The 15,496-nt window shown below is 66.1% G+C and carries 15 protein-coding genes; 9 read left to right on the top strand and 6 right to left on the bottom strand.

What is annotated here, in order from left to right:
* Positions 1-82 precede the first annotated feature (82 nt).
* Genes ACFT41_RS30785 through ACFT41_RS30775 form a run of 3 tightly spaced genes read right to left on the bottom strand, consistent with a single transcriptional unit; the run spans position 83 to position 1,725 of the window.
* Entirely contained in the window at positions 83-532 is a 450-nt protein-coding gene (locus ACFT41_RS30785; protein WP_377589419.1) for a hypothetical protein, read from the bottom strand.
* Positions 533-545: 13 nt separating this feature from the next.
* On the bottom strand, positions 546-1,163 hold the full coding sequence (locus ACFT41_RS30780) for an HIT family protein (protein ID WP_377589420.1): 618 nt from the start codon (positions 1,161-1,163) through the stop codon (positions 546-548).
* Between the two features lie 4 nt (positions 1,164-1,167).
* Positions 1,168-1,725: a hypothetical protein gene (locus ACFT41_RS30775; RefSeq protein ID WP_377589421.1), complete on the bottom strand. Its 558-nt coding sequence runs from the start codon at positions 1,723-1,725 to the stop codon at positions 1,168-1,170.
* Between the two features lie 222 nt (positions 1,726-1,947).
* On the opposite strand from ACFT41_RS30775, the gene ACFT41_RS30770 reads away from it, so the two are divergent.
* Both ACFT41_RS30770 and ACFT41_RS30765 read left to right on the top strand, forming a co-directional pair.
* Positions 1,948-2,943, top strand: coding sequence for a LysR family transcriptional regulator (locus ACFT41_RS30770; RefSeq protein WP_377589433.1), 996 nt, complete (start codon positions 1,948-1,950; stop codon positions 2,941-2,943).
* An 18-nt stretch (positions 2,944-2,961) separates the two neighbouring features.
* Positions 2,962-4,302: a methyltransferase domain-containing protein gene (locus tag ACFT41_RS30765; RefSeq protein ID WP_377589422.1), complete on the top strand. Its 1,341-nt coding sequence runs from the start codon at positions 2,962-2,964 to the stop codon at positions 4,300-4,302.
* On the opposite strand, the gene ACFT41_RS30760 is transcribed toward ACFT41_RS30765, so the two are convergent.
* Entirely contained in the window at positions 4,275-4,625 is a 351-nt protein-coding gene (locus ACFT41_RS30760) for a nucleoside triphosphate pyrophosphohydrolase (RefSeq protein WP_377589423.1), read from the bottom strand. The two genes, ACFT41_RS30765 and ACFT41_RS30760, sit on opposite strands and share 28 nt — an antisense overlap.
* A gap of 282 nt (positions 4,626-4,907) precedes the next feature.
* Between ACFT41_RS30760 and ACFT41_RS30755 the strand changes: the two genes are divergently transcribed.
* From ACFT41_RS30755 to ACFT41_RS30735, 5 genes are all read left to right on the top strand, one after another.
* A complete protein-coding gene (locus ACFT41_RS30755) occupies positions 4,908-5,210 on the top strand; it encodes a transposase (RefSeq protein ID WP_377589424.1) in 303 nt (100 codons plus the stop codon).
* A gap of 2 nt (positions 5,211-5,212) precedes the next feature.
* Positions 5,213-6,103 carry an IS3 family transposase gene (locus ACFT41_RS30750; protein WP_377589425.1) on the top strand — a complete coding sequence of 297 codons (891 nt, stop codon included), beginning with the start codon at positions 5,213-5,215 and terminating at the stop codon, positions 6,101-6,103.
* Between the two features lie 364 nt (positions 6,104-6,467).
* A complete protein-coding gene (locus ACFT41_RS30745; protein WP_377589426.1) occupies positions 6,468-7,586 on the top strand; it encodes a hypothetical protein in 1,119 nt (372 codons plus the stop codon).
* A 345-nt stretch (positions 7,587-7,931) separates the two neighbouring features.
* Positions 7,932-9,737, top strand: coding sequence for a DUF262 domain-containing protein (locus tag ACFT41_RS30740; RefSeq protein WP_377589427.1), 1,806 nt, complete (start codon positions 7,932-7,934; stop codon positions 9,735-9,737).
* Positions 9,734-10,759 (top strand): CBS domain-containing protein, encoded by a 1,026-nt coding sequence (locus ACFT41_RS30735; RefSeq protein WP_377589428.1) that lies wholly within the window; start codon positions 9,734-9,736, stop codon positions 10,757-10,759. The genes ACFT41_RS30740 and ACFT41_RS30735 overlap by 4 nt, the downstream gene beginning before the upstream one ends.
* A gap of 352 nt (positions 10,760-11,111) precedes the next feature.
* On the opposite strand, the gene ACFT41_RS30730 is transcribed toward ACFT41_RS30735, so the two are convergent.
* Positions 11,112-12,458, bottom strand: coding sequence for a helix-turn-helix domain-containing protein (locus ACFT41_RS30730; protein ID WP_377589429.1), 1,347 nt, complete (start codon positions 12,456-12,458; stop codon positions 11,112-11,114).
* 300 nt (positions 12,459-12,758) lie between these two features.
* Between ACFT41_RS30730 and ACFT41_RS30725 the strand changes: the two genes are divergently transcribed.
* Complete coding sequence (locus ACFT41_RS30725) at positions 12,759-13,703, top strand: IS1634 family transposase (RefSeq protein WP_377589430.1); 945 nt, start codon at positions 12,759-12,761, stop codon at positions 13,701-13,703.
* A 258-nt stretch (positions 13,704-13,961) separates the two neighbouring features.
* On the top strand, positions 13,962-14,459 hold the full coding sequence (locus tag ACFT41_RS30720) for a hypothetical protein (protein ID WP_377589431.1): 498 nt from the start codon (positions 13,962-13,964) through the stop codon (positions 14,457-14,459).
* A gap of 141 nt (positions 14,460-14,600) precedes the next feature.
* Here ACFT41_RS30720 and ACFT41_RS30715 read toward each other — a convergent pair.
* The coding region (locus ACFT41_RS30715; protein ID WP_377614079.1) for a hypothetical protein at positions 14,601-15,496 on the bottom strand (896 nt) is incomplete at its 5' end.

Here is a 15,496-nt window from a genome sequence, read left to right as displayed (position 1 = left end):
GCCGCGATCTGGCACAACAACAAGACCGGCGCACCCGTCACCCGATCATTGATCGCCTACGACCACTGACCGAACTTCGGAACTACTCGTCTAGGACCTCGACTGCGAAGGTTCCGGGTTTGCCGGGTGCGGGTCGGTCCATGCGGAGAAGGGCGGAGAGTTGGTTGGTGAATCGGTTGGTGGGTTCGAGGAGGATGACCGCTCGGCCTGCGGCGAGCAGGTCGGCGGCATGGGGTTCGATCTGGTCGATCGGGAGGCTGTTGCCGCCGCGGTAGTAGGCGCGGGTCTCGACGCCGCCATCGGACCGGACCATCAGCTTCGTCGCGCCAGTCGCTGCAGCGAGAGCTTCAACCGCTGCAGGCAGGGCGGCGGCGTCGGCATCGGGGGTGACGCAGACACCATTGAGGACGGGGTTGCCGAGCAGGCGTAGTTGGCACATGGTCGACCACTTCGGCCAGCGTTGGTCGGCGGCTGCGGCGGCCAGTTGATCGCGGTCGAGGCTGTGCAGCAGTGGGTGCCGGCCGAGACGCATCGCTGCCTCCCGTTCAGGCACTCTGCTGTTCGAAGACACCGCGCAGGATGTCGGCCGTGAGGCGTTGGTTGTGGCTGAACGGGTGGCCGCGCCAGTCGTACTGATCCGCGACGCCGTGAAGTTGGGCGCAGACGCGGCGGACGTACTGGCGGACGAAGCGGCTGTCGGCGGGCCAGAACAGGTGTTGGCCCGGTCGGGGCGACAGGTAGAGGTACGGGCCTTCTGCGGTGGAAGCCAGGTCTGCTAATCCCTGCAACGCCTTTCCGTCTCCGCCCGTGGCCTGGTACAAGGCGGTGACGGCGTCCGGGTCGGGAACCGGGATCAGGTGCAGGTGGCAATGGGTGCAGCAGCTCGCCCCGAGCTGACAGTCGCGTGAGCCGTGCTCGGCGAGGATGGTCGGACCGAACACCGACTCGATACGCGCCCGCATCCGCTCGACGGCCGGCTCGACCCTCACCAGTTCATTCGGGTGCAGGTCCGCTGCGGCATCGACATGGTCGAGGGGCATGAACAGGCAGTAGCCCGGGGCGAAGCAGCCGACAGTGGGCAGGAGTAGCCAACCGCCGTCCTCGACGATGATCCGGCTGCCGTCACCGGTGCTGGCGAACTCGGCGCAGAAGACGCAGTCCATGCGGTCACCCCTGATAGTCGTGGGCGGGAAACTCGTCGGCATAGCGGCTGCCCAGGTGCCCACCACCGCCGTAGAAGGGATGGGCGGAGGCATGCGTGATGGGACCATCCATGTTGAACAGCACCAGCCTGGCCACCGGCATGCCGCAGCGAATGCGCAGCGTGGCAGGACTGACGTTGTGTAGTTCGAGAGTGAGGTGGCCGTTCCAACCAGGTAGCACCCAGGGGCTGGTGACGTGCGTGGCCAGGCCGACGCGGGCCAGATGCGAGAGCGTACCGATCGCGCCAGCCTGACCCGGGCCGAGTCGCAGGGGCTGGTCCACTTGGCAGAGCGCCATGCCTCCGGGCGGGATCTCACAACTGTCCCAACGCTTTCGGGGCGGCTGGTAGAGCTGGTTGATGCTGGCCTGGTCCGCCAGGTCGACGATGGCACCCGGCGCTGTCGCTACCAGCAACTGCACGGGTGCGCCCAAGCATAGGAGGAGGCCGTCTCCGCGCAGCTTGCCGGGCCAGCCGACCTCATCCGCCTCAATTAGTCTCGTGATCTCGCCTGCTGTTAACACCACCAGCTCCCTCCTGTTATAGGACGAGCACTGATGGTTAGATGTTCCCTGGTTCGTTTCGATGCGTCTAGATGTACTACCGAACATCCGGAGATGGTTTCGGCAACAACTGCGATGTGGTGCACTTCAACTGCACGAAGGAACAGTTCGCCGATGCGTGAACGGCGGTGAGGCGTGGAGGACAGGACCGGTCGGGTGAGCGTGCCGGGCTCTGACGGGTTCATGGCAGTCGGACCTGGGCTGCTGGATACCACGTTCGACCAGCTACGTACCTTGATGTTGGTGGCCGAGACCGGCTCGGCGCTGGGCGCCGCCCGTGCGTTGGGGCGGGAACAGTCCAGTGTGCAGAAGCAACTGGACACACTCAACCGCAACTTCCAGCAGATGTGCGGCGAGCTGTTAGTGATCAAACAGGGCCGTGGCCAGCCATTCCTGTTCACCCCCTCCGGACAGCAGTTCATCGACCTGGCCCGCGAAACGCTGGAAACCTGGCAAGCATCGGTCAACGACGCCCGCCGGCGACTCGGCCAGACGATCGCCGTCGGTACCACCGAATTCACCCTCGGACTCCTGGGCAGGGTGTGGCAGCGCGTCAGCGACGAGTTCACCTCCCGCGAGATCGAACTCAAGGTCCTGCACGTACGCACGAAGGACGCGTTCACGCGGCTGGACACCAACGAGGTCGACCTGATGTGCGGCGGACTCGCCTCCGCCGCCGGACACGCCGAAGTACCCGACCAGTACGACTTCCTCGAATGGCATCGCGAAGGCCTCACACTGCTGACCAACCTGCCCCGCCGCGAACTGCCAGTAAAAGCGGTCGGCGTCGACCGGCTACCGTCGGTACCGCTGGTCATCCCCTCCGGCGGAGTAATCGTGGAGTTCCTCAAACGTTGGTACGGCGCGGACTACCGCAACCACCTCACCATCGTCGCGAGCATCGACGACATCTACTACGGCCTAGCGCTACTACGCTCCGGCATGGCCCACGGCTGCATGATCGTCTCCGAGGCGATCGGGCAGGACGCCATCGAAGGACGCCTGCCCGGCGGCCCCGACTTCCGGCTTGTCGCCTTCGCCGAAGACTTCAACCCGATGCTCGAACTAGTCACCGGCGTGTTCGCCCGCAAAGGCGAACGACAGCAGTACGCACCCACGCATCCCCTCAACATGCTGTGGCACGCCTTCGCCGAAGAGACCCGATCAGCAAACTCGTGACCCCGCAGGAGAACTCACGTGCGCCTGGCATCAATCAACCTGAACAAGCGTCTCGGCAACCCCGCCGCCCGTGCCGAACTCACGGCCTGGCTATACCACCACCGTGTTGACGTGCTCATCGCCCAGGAACCGTGGAAGCCAATCCGCCGGACACCGATCGATCTCGCCGGCTTCCGACCGGTCGCCGGAGACGGAGACCTGTTCTGCTGGATCGCCGAACGCTTCGCCACCCCACCTACCTCCCGGCCCGACCGCTTCGCCCAACGCCTCGAACTAGCCTGGCTCGTTATCTACAACACCTACCTCGATAGCGGGTCGACCACCACCCGTAGCAGTCAGCTCGACCAGCTACAGAAGATCATCACTGCCGAACAAGGACGCCCCACGATCGCCTGCGGCGACTTCAACATCGCCCCACGCCCGATAGACGGACTCCACAACGGCCAGGCCAGCACCTTCAACAACAGCACGGACCGGGCACCACTGTCCGCGCTGCTGGCAGACCTCAACCTCGTCGACAGCACCGCGACAGACCCGCCCCAATTCACCATCGAACGACAACACGCCGGGGCACCTAGCCAGTTCCGCTGCGACCTGGCCCTAGTCCCCGCTCACCTACACCCGGCAATCATCGTGCGCTACGACCACACCACCCGCAAGGGCGAGCAGTCATTCACCGACCACTCGGGCAGCCTCATCGACGCTCCGGTCACTCTCCCCCCAGCCACCGACGAAGAGCAGGAAACCCTGTTCGCACTGCTACCAGAACCCATCGACGAATCGTTGTACACGCGCAGCGACTACCAACCCCACAAGACCGCCATGACACGCGCCCACTCGTCCCCCTTCGCCCGCACAGTCGTCGACGTCATCGCACCTCAGTTGGGCATCGCCACCATCCTTGACCACGGCTGCGGGCGTGGTAGCGACGTCCACCACTACCGGGCTTCGGGACTGGACGCCGACGGGTGGGACCCCCACCCCGGCTTCGGTCAGGCCATCGAACCCGAACGCCAGTACGACCTGGTCACGAACATCTTCGTACTCAACGTCCTACCCGACCCCTGGCAACGCATCCAGGCGATCCAACATGCCGCCCGATTCGTGCGCCCAGGAGGCCACCTGTTCGTCGTCACCCGCTCGCCAGCCGACATCGATCCTCGGGCCATCTCGGCGAACTGGCGAACACATCACGACGGATACTGGTCCAGTGAGGCCAAAGGCACGTTCCAGAAGGGCATACCAACTGAGGAGATCATCGCCCTCGGGCACCAGGCCGGACTGCGACCCACCACGCAGCAAATTCCGCTGAAGGCCTCACCCACCGCCGGTCAAGCGTTGCTGGTGAAGCCCACGTGAGCTACCTGACCGTCTGCGGGCGTGTTACCTGACCACACGATCCGACGGGAGAACCCTCCACGCTCGGACACCTTCGCCATACGTAACTTCTCTAGCTGGTCTCGATCAACGCCAAGATCACTCGCCAGTGCCAGCAGAACTTCCAGAACGTCTGCCAACTCATGGGGGTCCTCCGAGTCCAAGAACTCATCGACCTCTTCGACCAGCTTGTCCCGCAACAAGCCACGGTATTCATCAACGCCAGCGATCCTGGTTACCGGCTCCGCCCCCCGCTCGCGGACGATCTCCGGAATCTTGTCCCGGACCAGCTTGGCATGACTCATCGACCCCAGCCCTCCCAGCGCTATGACAGGCCCTCATGTCCCGACACCGTCCGCGAGTTGGGCCACCGGGCGAGAGTCTAGGTAGCCGGGCGGCAGTTCAACGGCCAGACACGCCCGCCCAAGCGGACATGCAGCGCGTAAAACCCAACGCACTTTGAGTAGCTCCACCTGTCGCACCCGAGTCATTGTCAACGCCGGCTGACCTGGGCCTGACCCGGTTTGACGGACATCCCAGATCAGAGGGGCTGTGGGCTCCTCGGGAGGATGTTCATCATGGAAGGCATGGGCAAGAAACCACGCCGGCCGCGTAGGGCGTTCACGCCGGAGTTCAAGGCGGAGATCGTCGAGGTGTGTCGGCGGGGTGACCGGCCGATCGTGCAGGTCGCGAGGGACTTCGACCTGACCGAGACCGCGGTGTGGGACTGGGTGAAGCAGGCTGGCCTCGACGCCGGTACCCGCACGGACGGGTTGACCAGCGACGAGCGGGACGAGTTGGCGCGGCTGCGGCGGGAGAACCGCCGGCTGCGTGAGGACGTCGACATCCTCAAACGGGCCACGGCTTTCTTCGCGAAGGAGACCCGCTGAACGTGTACCCGTTCATCGAGGCGGAGAAGGCGCGGCCCGGCGGGAACGTGAAGCGTTCCTGTGAGCTGCTGGAGGTCTCCCGGTCCGCCTACTACCAGCACCGTGTCGGCCCGTCGTGGCGTGAGCGTGACGACGCCGACCTGACCGCACGCATCGCGGATGTCCACTCCGTGTCGGCGGGGACCTACGGTGCTCCTCGGGTGCGCGCCGAACTCGCCGCGCAGGGACGGCGGCACTCCCGTAAGTGGATCGCCCGGCTGATGCGTACCGCCGGGTTGTGCGGCCGGACGCCGAAGCGGTGGCGCACCACCACCGTGCCCGACCCGGCGGCGGCGTTGCCGGCGGATCTGATCCGCCGGGACTTCGACGTCACCGCCAGTGGGGTCGACACCCGCTGGTGCGGGGACATCACCTACATCCGCACCTGGGAAGGGTGGCTGTATCTGGCCACCGTGATCGACATCGCGTCGCGGCGAGTCGTCGGCTGGGCCACCGCCGATCATCTCCGCACGGACCTGCCCGCCCAGGCCCTGTCCCACGCGATCGCCACCCGCCGCCCGCACCAATCGGTGATCTTCCACAGCGACAGGGGCTGTCAGTACACCAGCGCCCAGTACGCCCGCCTGGCCAACCGGCACCGGGTGCGGCTATCCGTCGGCGGCCGAGGCCAGTGCTGGGACAACGCCGTCGCCGAGTCGTTCTTCGCCACGATCAAGACCGAGCTACTCGACCGGCGGCCGTGGCCAACCCGCGCCGCCGCCCACGCGGCGATCTTCGACTGGATCGAGGGCTGGTACAACACCCGCCGCCGGCACTCCACCCTCGGCTACCTCAGCCCCGCCGCCTACGAAGCCGCCCGCCGTATCGCACCGCCAGTCCGACAAGTAGCGTGACAACGAGATACTGACCCTGTCCGCCAAATCGGGTCAACCCCACATGGCCCCGTTCGGCTCCGCTGGCTGGCGGCGGCTGTTCGTGGGTCGATGCACGTGGGCGTGCCAGGGACGTCTGTTCTACGCTGATCTCAATATTCGCCATCTTGGGCGGCCACTCTCGGTGGGGATACGCCCGTCGTGGGACCGCTCGTTACTCACGCACGGTGACGCACTTCCGTGAGGGACACGCCTCGACCACGGCAGAAGAGGGTGGTTCAGGAATGGCCGCAGATGTGGTGTCGTCGGCTGGCCCTGGCTGGACCGCGCGTTGCCGACGCCTGGCAATCTGGCAAGTCGTTGTTCCGTCTGGGAGGATCCCGCTGTGACTGATTCGCTGACCGGTCCCGCTGACGCCGGCGACGGTGCTGCGGCCCAGGAGGCGGTTGAACGTGAACGCGCCGAGATGCGGGAGTTCGTCGACGGCCTGACTGTCGACGACCTTGACTCGGGTGCCTGGTTCGCGAAGCTGTGCGCCCGCGCATTGCGCACGTATGCGGAGAAGGCCACCTGGGAGTATTTCCAGGGCAAGTGCCTGGGGATGCCGGCGGACGGCATAGTCGACCGGCGGATCAAACTGGCGGCGAGATACGCGATGATCGAGGGGGGCTTGTCGTCCGCTGCGTACACGGCCGCCGTCGCCGCGACGATCGGCACGCGTGGGGGCGCGAGCCGAGCCATAATCCCGGCCGGCGCCGCCGCGTTCGTGGTCGACATGGTGGTTCTAAGCCAGCTACAGATTCGGCTGGCCTACGACATCGCCGTCATCTACCGGATCCCGTTGAACGTCGACGACCCCGAGGACCTGTGGAAACTCGTCCGGGTGGCGTTCGCGATCAAGACCGGTGAGGTAGCCCGGACTGGTGCGACGAAGTTCGTTCCGGGTGTCGTCCGGCAGGTCGTGAAGAAGTACTACTCGGGTGCGGTGCGGGAATCGGCGATGGCTCTTCCCTATGTCGGGCAACACCTGCTGCAACGCAACGTGATCAAGTTCGGGATTCCCGCGATCGGGATCCCGGTCACGGTGGTCGTCAACCGGTGGACGACGAAGGCCGCGGGACGGTACGCGCGAAGCGTGTTCCGGAACGAGGCCAGGGTCATCGAGGTCGTCGAGACGCTGATCCGGCGCACCCGGCACCCGAAGCTCATACTGTGGGTCGCGTGGCTGGTCATCAACGCCGATGCCACCATCACCGACGACGAGACCCTGCTGTTTCAGCTGCTGACCCGTCTCGTCCGTGAGCAGCATCAGGTCACCGACGAGCACCTCGCTCGCGTCATCGACATCAACCCGGGAGAGGTGTGGCGGCGTGTCGCCGCCGAGACCGGAGACCTCAGCGACGTGATCGACGCCGCCGAGCAGGTCGCAGCCATCGATGGGGATATCAATGCGGCCGAGAAGGCCGTCATCGCCGAGCTGCGCGACCGCTGCAGCCGCAGCTGACTCGCCAACCGGGAGGGTTCGGGATCTTTGCGCGCAGTGACGCCCGTGGGGCTCGGTTCATTGCCGCCATCCGCATGATCGTTTCACACGGAGGGCGAACGCCGCGATGTCTTGGCTGTGGTGGAGCACTTCGTAGACTCCCTGCTTCCTGCGGCAGCAGGCGTCGGACGCCTTGCACCGCCCGACAACCGGAGGTCTGACCATCGGCCTGCCGGTTCCGCGCGATCGACGGCGCGGAGGGTCAAGGAGCGAAATGCCCGGCGCGCCGTCCACTGTTGACGGTAGGTGAGGCTACTACCTATCCTGGGCGGTCGCTCTCTTGACGAATGCTGAGGGGAATGCCCGGTGGCTCTTGACAGTCCGAAGCTGCAGAAGGTGTTGGAAGACATCGAGTCCGGAACTCTGCAGCTTCCCGACTTCCAGCGCGAATGGAAGTGGGACGACCAGCGGATTCGGGAGTTGATCGCGACAGTCACCCTCGACTACCCGCTGGGCGTCGTCATGACGCTGGAGACCGGCGGCAAGACGCCGTTCCGGCCCCGCACGCTCACGGGCGCCGATGCTGGTCGGAATGTTACCCCGGACCTGTTGCTGCTCGACGGGCAGCAGCGGCTCACCTCATTGTTTCAGGCTCTGCACCTCGGTCGACCGGTGCGGACCGTCGACGAGCGCAACCGGGAGCTCGAACGCTGGTACTACGTGGACATCCGCAAGGCCGTGGGCTCGTCGACCGACCGCGACGAGGCCATCGTCTCGGTGCCACGGGAACGGGTCCTGCGATCGAACTTCGCCCGCACGGTGGACCTCGACCTGAGCTCCCGGGAGTTGGAGTGCCGAGCCAGGCACTTCCCGCTGAGCATCGTCTTCGACGGCGACAAGGTGACGGCCTGGCAACGCACCTTCGTATACATGGACGACGCCAACTGGGATCTGTGGGCCCGGTTCGAGCAACGCATCCTGAACCACATCCGGTCCTTTCAGATTCCTATGATCAAGCTCGCCGCGTCGACGACCAAAGACGCGGTCTGTTCCGTGTTCGAGCGCGTGAACACCGGTGGCGTGCCACTGAACGTGTTCGAGCTGCTGACCGCTACCTACGCCGGCGACAGCGAATACGAGCAGGCTCACGGGGACTACTACCGACTGCCGGACGTCTGGCTGGACATCAAGAAGGGCCTGGCCACCTCGTACCCCGTGTTCGGCCGGGCCGAGCAGGGTGCCGAGGACGGGCTGAGCAGCAGTGACTTCCTCCAGGCGGTCACGCTCGTCAACACGTGGGAGCGCAAGCAGGCGAAGCTGACCTCTGCCGTCTCCTGCAAACGGCGCGACCTGCTGAACCTGCCGCTGGACGACTTCATCCGGATCGCGCCGCGGGTGGCCACGGCGCTCGAATGGGTCGGCGAGTTCCTCGGCGAGCAGCTGATCGTGCGCCAGAATGACCTGCCCTACCGCACGCAACTCGTGCCGATGGCCGCGGTACGGGCGATCCTCGACGAGCGGGCGGATGAGCCCGCCATCCGCAACCTGATCACCCGTTGGTACTGGTGCGGCGTCCTGGGAGAAATGTACGGCGGGGCTACCGAGAGTCGCTTCACCCGGGACGTCGAGCAGCTCGTCGCCGGGGCAGCGGAGGGGTCACGAGTCGTACCCGACACCATCATGGAAGCGGCGTTCCTGGCCGACCGGCTGGACACCCTGACCACCCGCAACAGCGCGGCCTACAAGGGCATCTATGCGCTCCTCGTGAAACAGGGGGCAGTCGACTGGTATCACAGCGAAGGCCCGCTCACCGCCGGTGCCCTCCTGCAGCATGCGGTCGACATCCGGCAGGTGTTCCCGAAGCAGTGGCTCGCGCGCCACGCCGCCGGCGACAACCGGGGCAACTCGATCGTCAACAAGACGCCCCTGTCCTACCGGGCCAGCAAGAGTCTGGTCGGCGCGCCCTCGGCCTACCTCCGGGTGCTCGCCAGGGAGAACGGTACGCGGCCCGAATGGTTCGACGACGTGGTCGCGACCCATGTGATGGATCCGGCGACCCTGCACAACGACGACTTCGACAGCTTTTACGCCGACCGGTCCGCCCGGCTCGTCGAACTGGTCAACGACGCCATGGGCAAGCGCACTGTGTTCCGCGACGAGTCGGACCGATGACCATGACCAGCTCTCGACGCCCCAGCCCCGAGGACCTGCTTGCGCTGAAGGGGCAGACCCTGCGGGTTCCGCAGCTACTCGCGATGTTCGGCGAACGGGTCCGCAACTTCCAGACCGTGCCCATGATCCTGGAGGCGTTACAGGAGGTGGGCCTCGGCACGCATCCGTCCTTCACTACCTGCGGACTCACGACCGAGATGCTGGTCGTCGCGCAGAACGCGGTGCCGGTGGTCGAGGAAGAGGCCGAAGAGGAGGTGCAACCCGGCACGCTGCCCCAGCAGTCGTTCAAGATCGGCGACATCCCATCGGCCCGCGCGGGCCTCGCCTCGGTCGACTCCAGTTGCTTGCTCAGCACGGTCACCCACATAATGCGTCAGAAGAACTACTCGCAACTGCCGGTGATCGACGGCCTTTCCGGTCTCAAGGGCGTCATCACCTGGAGCTCGATCGCCGCCCGGTACGAGAAGGGCGAGGTACCGACGCTCGCCAACTCGATGATCCGCGATTCGATCCCGATGGCCGAAGTGCACCACGAACTCTTCACGCGACTCCCCGAGCTCCGGCAGCACGGCTATCTACTGGTGCGGGAAAACAGCGGTAGCTTCGTCGGGATCGTCACCGGTGCCGACATCACCGCACGGTTCCACACCCTCGCCCTACCGTTCTTCCTCGTCGGTGAGATCGAGTTCCGTCTGCGTCGGTGCCTCGGACCCAAGCTGACCGGTGACCCGGTCCGGGCATTGAAAGGCCCGAACCACTCGGGGGACTTCTCGAAGCTGATGTTCGGTGACTACGTCAAGCTTCTGGACGGCGAACAGCCGAGCGAGAAACTGTGCCTGCGCGCCGACGACAATTGGAAGGCCCTGGGTTGGGGAGGGGTCGACCGGGTGCAGTTCGTCGCCCATCTCAAGCGGGTCAAGACGATACGTAACCAGATCGCGCACTTCGACGAACAACCACTCAGCAACCAACAGATCGATGAACTGAGCGAGTTCTCTGGGCTGCTGAAACAGCTTCTCTGACCTCGTCGCGGCTCCAGGGGGCCGTGACTCGGGTCGGGCGGCGTACCGGGTCGAGGCGCTGCGGATAGGTTGCCTTACCCGGTACCGTTGCCGGCTCGCCGGCTGGCCCGCCGAGCCGGTGGCCGCCCGGTACGAGGTCGACCCGCCCCGGGTGCATCACATCGGCGCGTTCCCGGCGATGTGACGACCTGGACGCCGGAGTCCGGCGACTCTCCGCGCCGGCTGGACGGCCCTGGTGCACGGGCGTGACGTACCTCTGGTCGAAGGAGTCCCGGCGGGCGGTGGTGGCGTCGCCCCTCGGTCAACCGATCCGGACATCTGCGGGGCCGAGATGAGATGGAGATTCGATGAGCTACCCCCTGCGCAGCTCGACGCCGGCCTCCTTGGTCCACTCGGCGATATAGCGCTGCTGCTCCGGATACCAGTAATTGAGGCGGACGGCTCCGTCCGGTGTGATCGCGGGCACCTCGGGAGCGCCGAACGCCTGAAACAGCTCACTGGCCAACCGGTACGTCGCCGCGACCAGTGCTGGACCGTCGTCCCAGAGATCGTCGATGTCGGCGACCATGTCGGCGACCGGTCGCTCGGCCAGCGTGTGGGTTCCGAGTTCTTCGTTTGGGTCCCCAACGCTGGAGACCAACTTGACCGGGCGGACCGGACCGCCCTCGTAGATGGGCGTGACCGGCCAGAGGGTGGCTCGGATAGTGGCGAGGCCACCAGCGGCCGCGCGGTCGCGTGCGTGGCGGGCAAGAAATCGCAGCGCTGCGCAGATGCCGACGGTGAGCGATGGTCCGTCCACGAGGCTGCCATGCCCGTTCGGGTTTCCCGAGAATCCCGAATCGACTGCCGTAGCGTAGACGCCACTCCCGTTTTCGTGCAGCTCGCACGCACCACGCGAGTACGGCTTGTTGGCCTCATAAGCGGCGACACCGACCAGGCGGCGATGCCGCACGGTGGACCGCACGAAGCTACGTACTCGCATCCCGAATGCGGCTGGCGGCTGTCGGGCATTGCTCAGCTGAAAGGCGCTCAGCGCGGCGGCGTCGACGGTAAAGCGGCCTGGCAAGTCTGGGACCAAGGTGACGACCAGGAACATCTCGTCGGCCGCGAGACGTTGGAGAAGGTCGACTTCGATGCGGGCGGCCTCGTCAATCCGGTCCGTGAATCCGGCGAACCGCGCCCGGTATGCCTCGGCCACCTCTGCCTCGGACAGCCAGACGGTCTCGGTGCCGATCCGCTTCGGATAGAGCAGCGACTTGTTTTGGGCGACGTAGGCATGCGGTGCTGTCGCCGACCGAGCGACCCAGATGACCAGGAAGCCGGTGCCGCGCCGGCCGGGATCCTCGACTGGGAGGATATCGAAGGTCGGCGTCGGATGCACGTTGGCTACGACGGTCTGTCGGAGCCGTCGCCGCTCGTCGTCGCTGATGGTGACGCCAGTGTCGTTGGTGGCGCGGCCATGGTCGTCCTCGTCCATGCCGAGGATCAGGATCCCGCCGTTCGCGTTGGCCAGCGCGCCGACGTCGCTGCAGACGGCCTTCCGGTCCCGGTCGCTGCCCGAGTAGGTGTCGCGCTTGAAATCCAGGTCAGGGCCTTCCGTGGTGTCCGGGATGAGCCCTTTGACCTGCTGGTAGGTCAGGGTTTCGTCGATCGGCCCGCCGAGGAGCTGTTCGAGCCTGCGGTTACGCAGCAGTGGCATGCGTTCGATCGTGGACCGCACCGCCGTGCGGAGCAAATCCGCAGGTCAGCCGCGTTCCTGAAGGGACGATAGATGACCTCGATTGATGCAATGAATTTGCACGGCCAAAGTCGTACACGTTCACGCCTGCGTTCCGCAGCTCAGCGTCGATATAGTCGGCGTCGCGGTGTGAAGGTGCAGGTCAGGGCGTTGCGGCCTGGCGAGAACGGCGAGAACGCCTAGTGACACGCCTGCCTGTGGATAACTTTGCTGAGCTGCTGACCTATTGCTGGTTTCATAGTCGGTGTACGGTCGTGCCTCGTGTACGTGAAAGCGTCGACCCGCAAGACCCGTGACGGGCAGACGATCCGCTACCTGCAGTTGGCCCACAACGAGTGGGACCCGGCCGCGAAGGCGTCCAAGACCCGGGTGTTGTACTCGTTCGGCCGCGAGGACCAGCTCAACGTGGCCGGTATCCGCCGCCTGGTGGACGCGTTGTCGCGGTTGCTCGCCCCGGCCGACGCCCTGGCCGCGCCCGCGCCGGCCGGCCTGTCGTTCCTGGAGTCCCGTCCGCTGGGCGAGGCGTGGCTGCTCGACGGGTTGTGGCGCCGGCTGCGCGTCGACACCGTCCTACGGCCGCTGGTCGGCTCGTCCCGGCGTGAGGTCGACGTCGAACGGGTGCTGTTCGCGCTGGTCGCCAACCGGGCCCTGGCCCCGTCGAGCAAGCTGGCCGCCGCCGACTGGGTCTGCCAGGACGTGCACCTGCCCGGCCCGCCGCACGTCACCGACGACGCTTGCTACCGGGCGATGGACCAGCTCATCGAGGTCGAGCCCGCGTTGACCCGCGGGGTCTACGACCAGATCGCCGACCTGCTCAACCTTGAGGTCGACCTGTTGTTCTTCGACACCACCAGCACCTACTTCGAACTCGATGAGGCCGACGAACCGCTGTGGCGTGACCAGCAGGGCCGGGTGGTGGCCGAGGACGATCCGGCGGCGGTCAAGCAGGCCGGGTTCCGCACCCATGGCAAGAGCAAGGACTCCCGCGACGACCTGCCCCAGGTCGTGGTCGGGATGGCCGTCACCCGCACCGGCATTCCCGTGCGGGTGTGGTGCTGGCCCGGCAACACCAGCGACTCCGCCCTGATCCGGCAGGTCAAGACCGACATGCGCGAGTGGAGTTTGGCCCGCATCGTCTGGGTCGCCGACCGCGGCTTCGCCTCGGCGGAGAACCGCCGCTTCCTGCAACAGGGCGGCGGGCACTAAATCCTGGGTGAGAAGCTGCGTGCCGGCACCAGCGAAGCCGACGCCGCGCTCGCCCGGCAGGGCCGCTACGCGACCGTCGCGGAGAACCTGCAGGTCAAGGAAGTCAACATCGACACCGACGACCGGTTCGTCATCTGCTACAACCCCGAGGCCGCCGACCGGGACGCCGCTGTCCGCCAACGGCTGATCGCCCAGCTCACGGACCTGATCGACGACACCGACCGGCTGCCGGCCACCAAACGCGCCGAGCTACCCGGCGTGATCTCCACCAAGCCCGGCCTGAACTGGTTCCTGCGCGTCACCCCCAAGGGCCTGCTGCGCCTCGACCAAGGCAAGGTCAAGGCCGAACAGCGCCTGGACGGCAAGTATCTGCTGCGCTGCTCCGACCCGACACTGTCGGCCGAGGACATCGCCGTGGGCTACAAGCAGCTCCTCGAAGTTGAACTCGGCTGGCGCGACATGAAGACCACCCTCGACCTGCGCCCGGTGTTCCACCGCCGCGAGGACCGCATCCGCGCTCACATCCTGCTCTGCTGGCTGGCCCTGCTGCTGATCCGGGTCGCCGAGACCGAGACCGGCCGCACCTGGACCGCGATCCGCACCGAGATCGACCGGCTGCACCTAGGCGTGTTCACCGGCCCCGCCGGCACGTTCGCCCAGCGCACCGAGCTGTCCCAACCCCAGAAGGCCCTGCTCACCAAGCTGAAGATCGCCGAGCCGCCCCGGATTTTCGACGCCACACCCGCAACCGCCTGACCTGCGACAACACAGCCGCCTAGTGACACGCCCCGCCACCGGTCCTACCTCTGTTTGCCCAGCTCACAGCCCAGATCCGCCGCCTATATCGACGCCGAGCTGCGGAACGCAGGCATCAGAGCATGATCGAAAGCCTCCGAGCTACCGGGGGAACCTCAATGCCACCAGCCACATGCCGGCGAGCCGTAGCTCAACCGGGTTGGTGTGTGCAATGCGCACCCGCATACCAGCCGAATGAGCGTACCGCGAGACGAACTCAGCCGGCAGCTCGCCGAACCGGACGAAGGGGTCGTACACCGTGGCCTCACCCTGCGTGGTGTGGCTGACCAGCAGGGCGGCCATGACCCCGGCAATACTCGGCGGCGTATGAATCGCGTCGGATGGGCGAACCAGCCGCAGAAAGGCGTTACGGAGTCGCTCGAAGTCACCCGGCCGGAATTTCGCGGCCAGCTCGAAGACCTTGCGTACCGGCTCGAATGCGCGGGGCCGCAGTCGGGCCGGCGGGGCATCCGATGCGCTGAGCAGGTGCGAGCAGCCAAGCGACTCGTCCACTGTCGTCACCACCCGCCGCAGCAGCCCTCTGGCCTGCGCCGAGTCGCCGTGGGCCGGGACACTCCGTATCAACCGCGTCCAACCGTCCCGGTCGTACGAGCGTAGAAAGGCCAGGCAGACCATCAGGTACAGGTAGTCAGATCGGGATGAGTGAGCGCCGATCTCGGGGCCGAGCGACTGGAGTGACCCGAGAAGGCGGTGCACGTCGGACCGCTCAACGATCTGCGGTGGACGCCGACGGGCCCGGCCGCCGTAGGTGGCGTCGACGGCCTCACCAGAATCCCTGTGGTTGATAGGGACGGCCCGTCTGTCGAGCCAGCCGATCACATCGCCGAGAAGGAACTGGTCTCCGGTCCCGCCGACGGGCATCGGGAAGTCGGCGTGCCGCTTGTGTTGCCCGGCATTCTTGATGAGGATGTAGCCGTCATCGGCGGTGCGGCTGTAGGGGTATGAAGATGCCCCGCCGGCGGGTTGTCGGCGGGGCG

Source organism: Micromonospora sp. NPDC057141, from assembly GCF_042670805.1.
Classification (GTDB): Bacteria; Actinomycetota; Actinomycetes; order Mycobacteriales; family Micromonosporaceae; genus Micromonospora.
The sequence above is the reverse complement of the archived record's forward strand: the minus strand, read 5'-3'. Positions and strand labels throughout refer to the sequence as shown.

What these genes read in the sequence shown, in the direction of transcription:
- ACFT41_RS30785 (WP_377589419.1), bottom strand. Translation starts at nt 532, where the DNA reads ATGCGTCTCGGCCGGCACCCACTGCTGCACAGCCTCGACCGCGATCAA.
- ACFT41_RS30780 (WP_377589420.1), bottom strand. Translation starts at nt 1,163, where the DNA reads ATGGACTGCGTCTTCTGCGCCGAGTTCGCCAGCACCGGTGACGGCAGC.
- ACFT41_RS30770 (WP_377589433.1), top strand. Translation starts at nt 1,948, where the DNA reads ATGGCAGTCGGACCTGGGCTGCTGGATACCACGTTCGACCAGCTACGT.
- ACFT41_RS30760 (WP_377589423.1), bottom strand. Translation starts at nt 4,625, where the DNA reads ATGAGTCATGCCAAGCTGGTCCGGGACAAGATTCCGGAGATCGTCCGC.
- ACFT41_RS30755 (WP_377589424.1), top strand. Translation starts at nt 4,908, where the DNA reads ATGGGCAAGAAACCACGCCGGCCGCGTAGGGCGTTCACGCCGGAGTTC.
- ACFT41_RS30735 (WP_377589428.1), top strand. Translation starts at nt 9,734, where the DNA reads ATGACCATGACCAGCTCTCGACGCCCCAGCCCCGAGGACCTGCTTGCG.
- ACFT41_RS30730 (WP_377589429.1), bottom strand. Translation starts at nt 12,458, where the DNA reads ATGCCACTGCTGCGTAACCGCAGGCTCGAACAGCTCCTCGGCGGGCCG.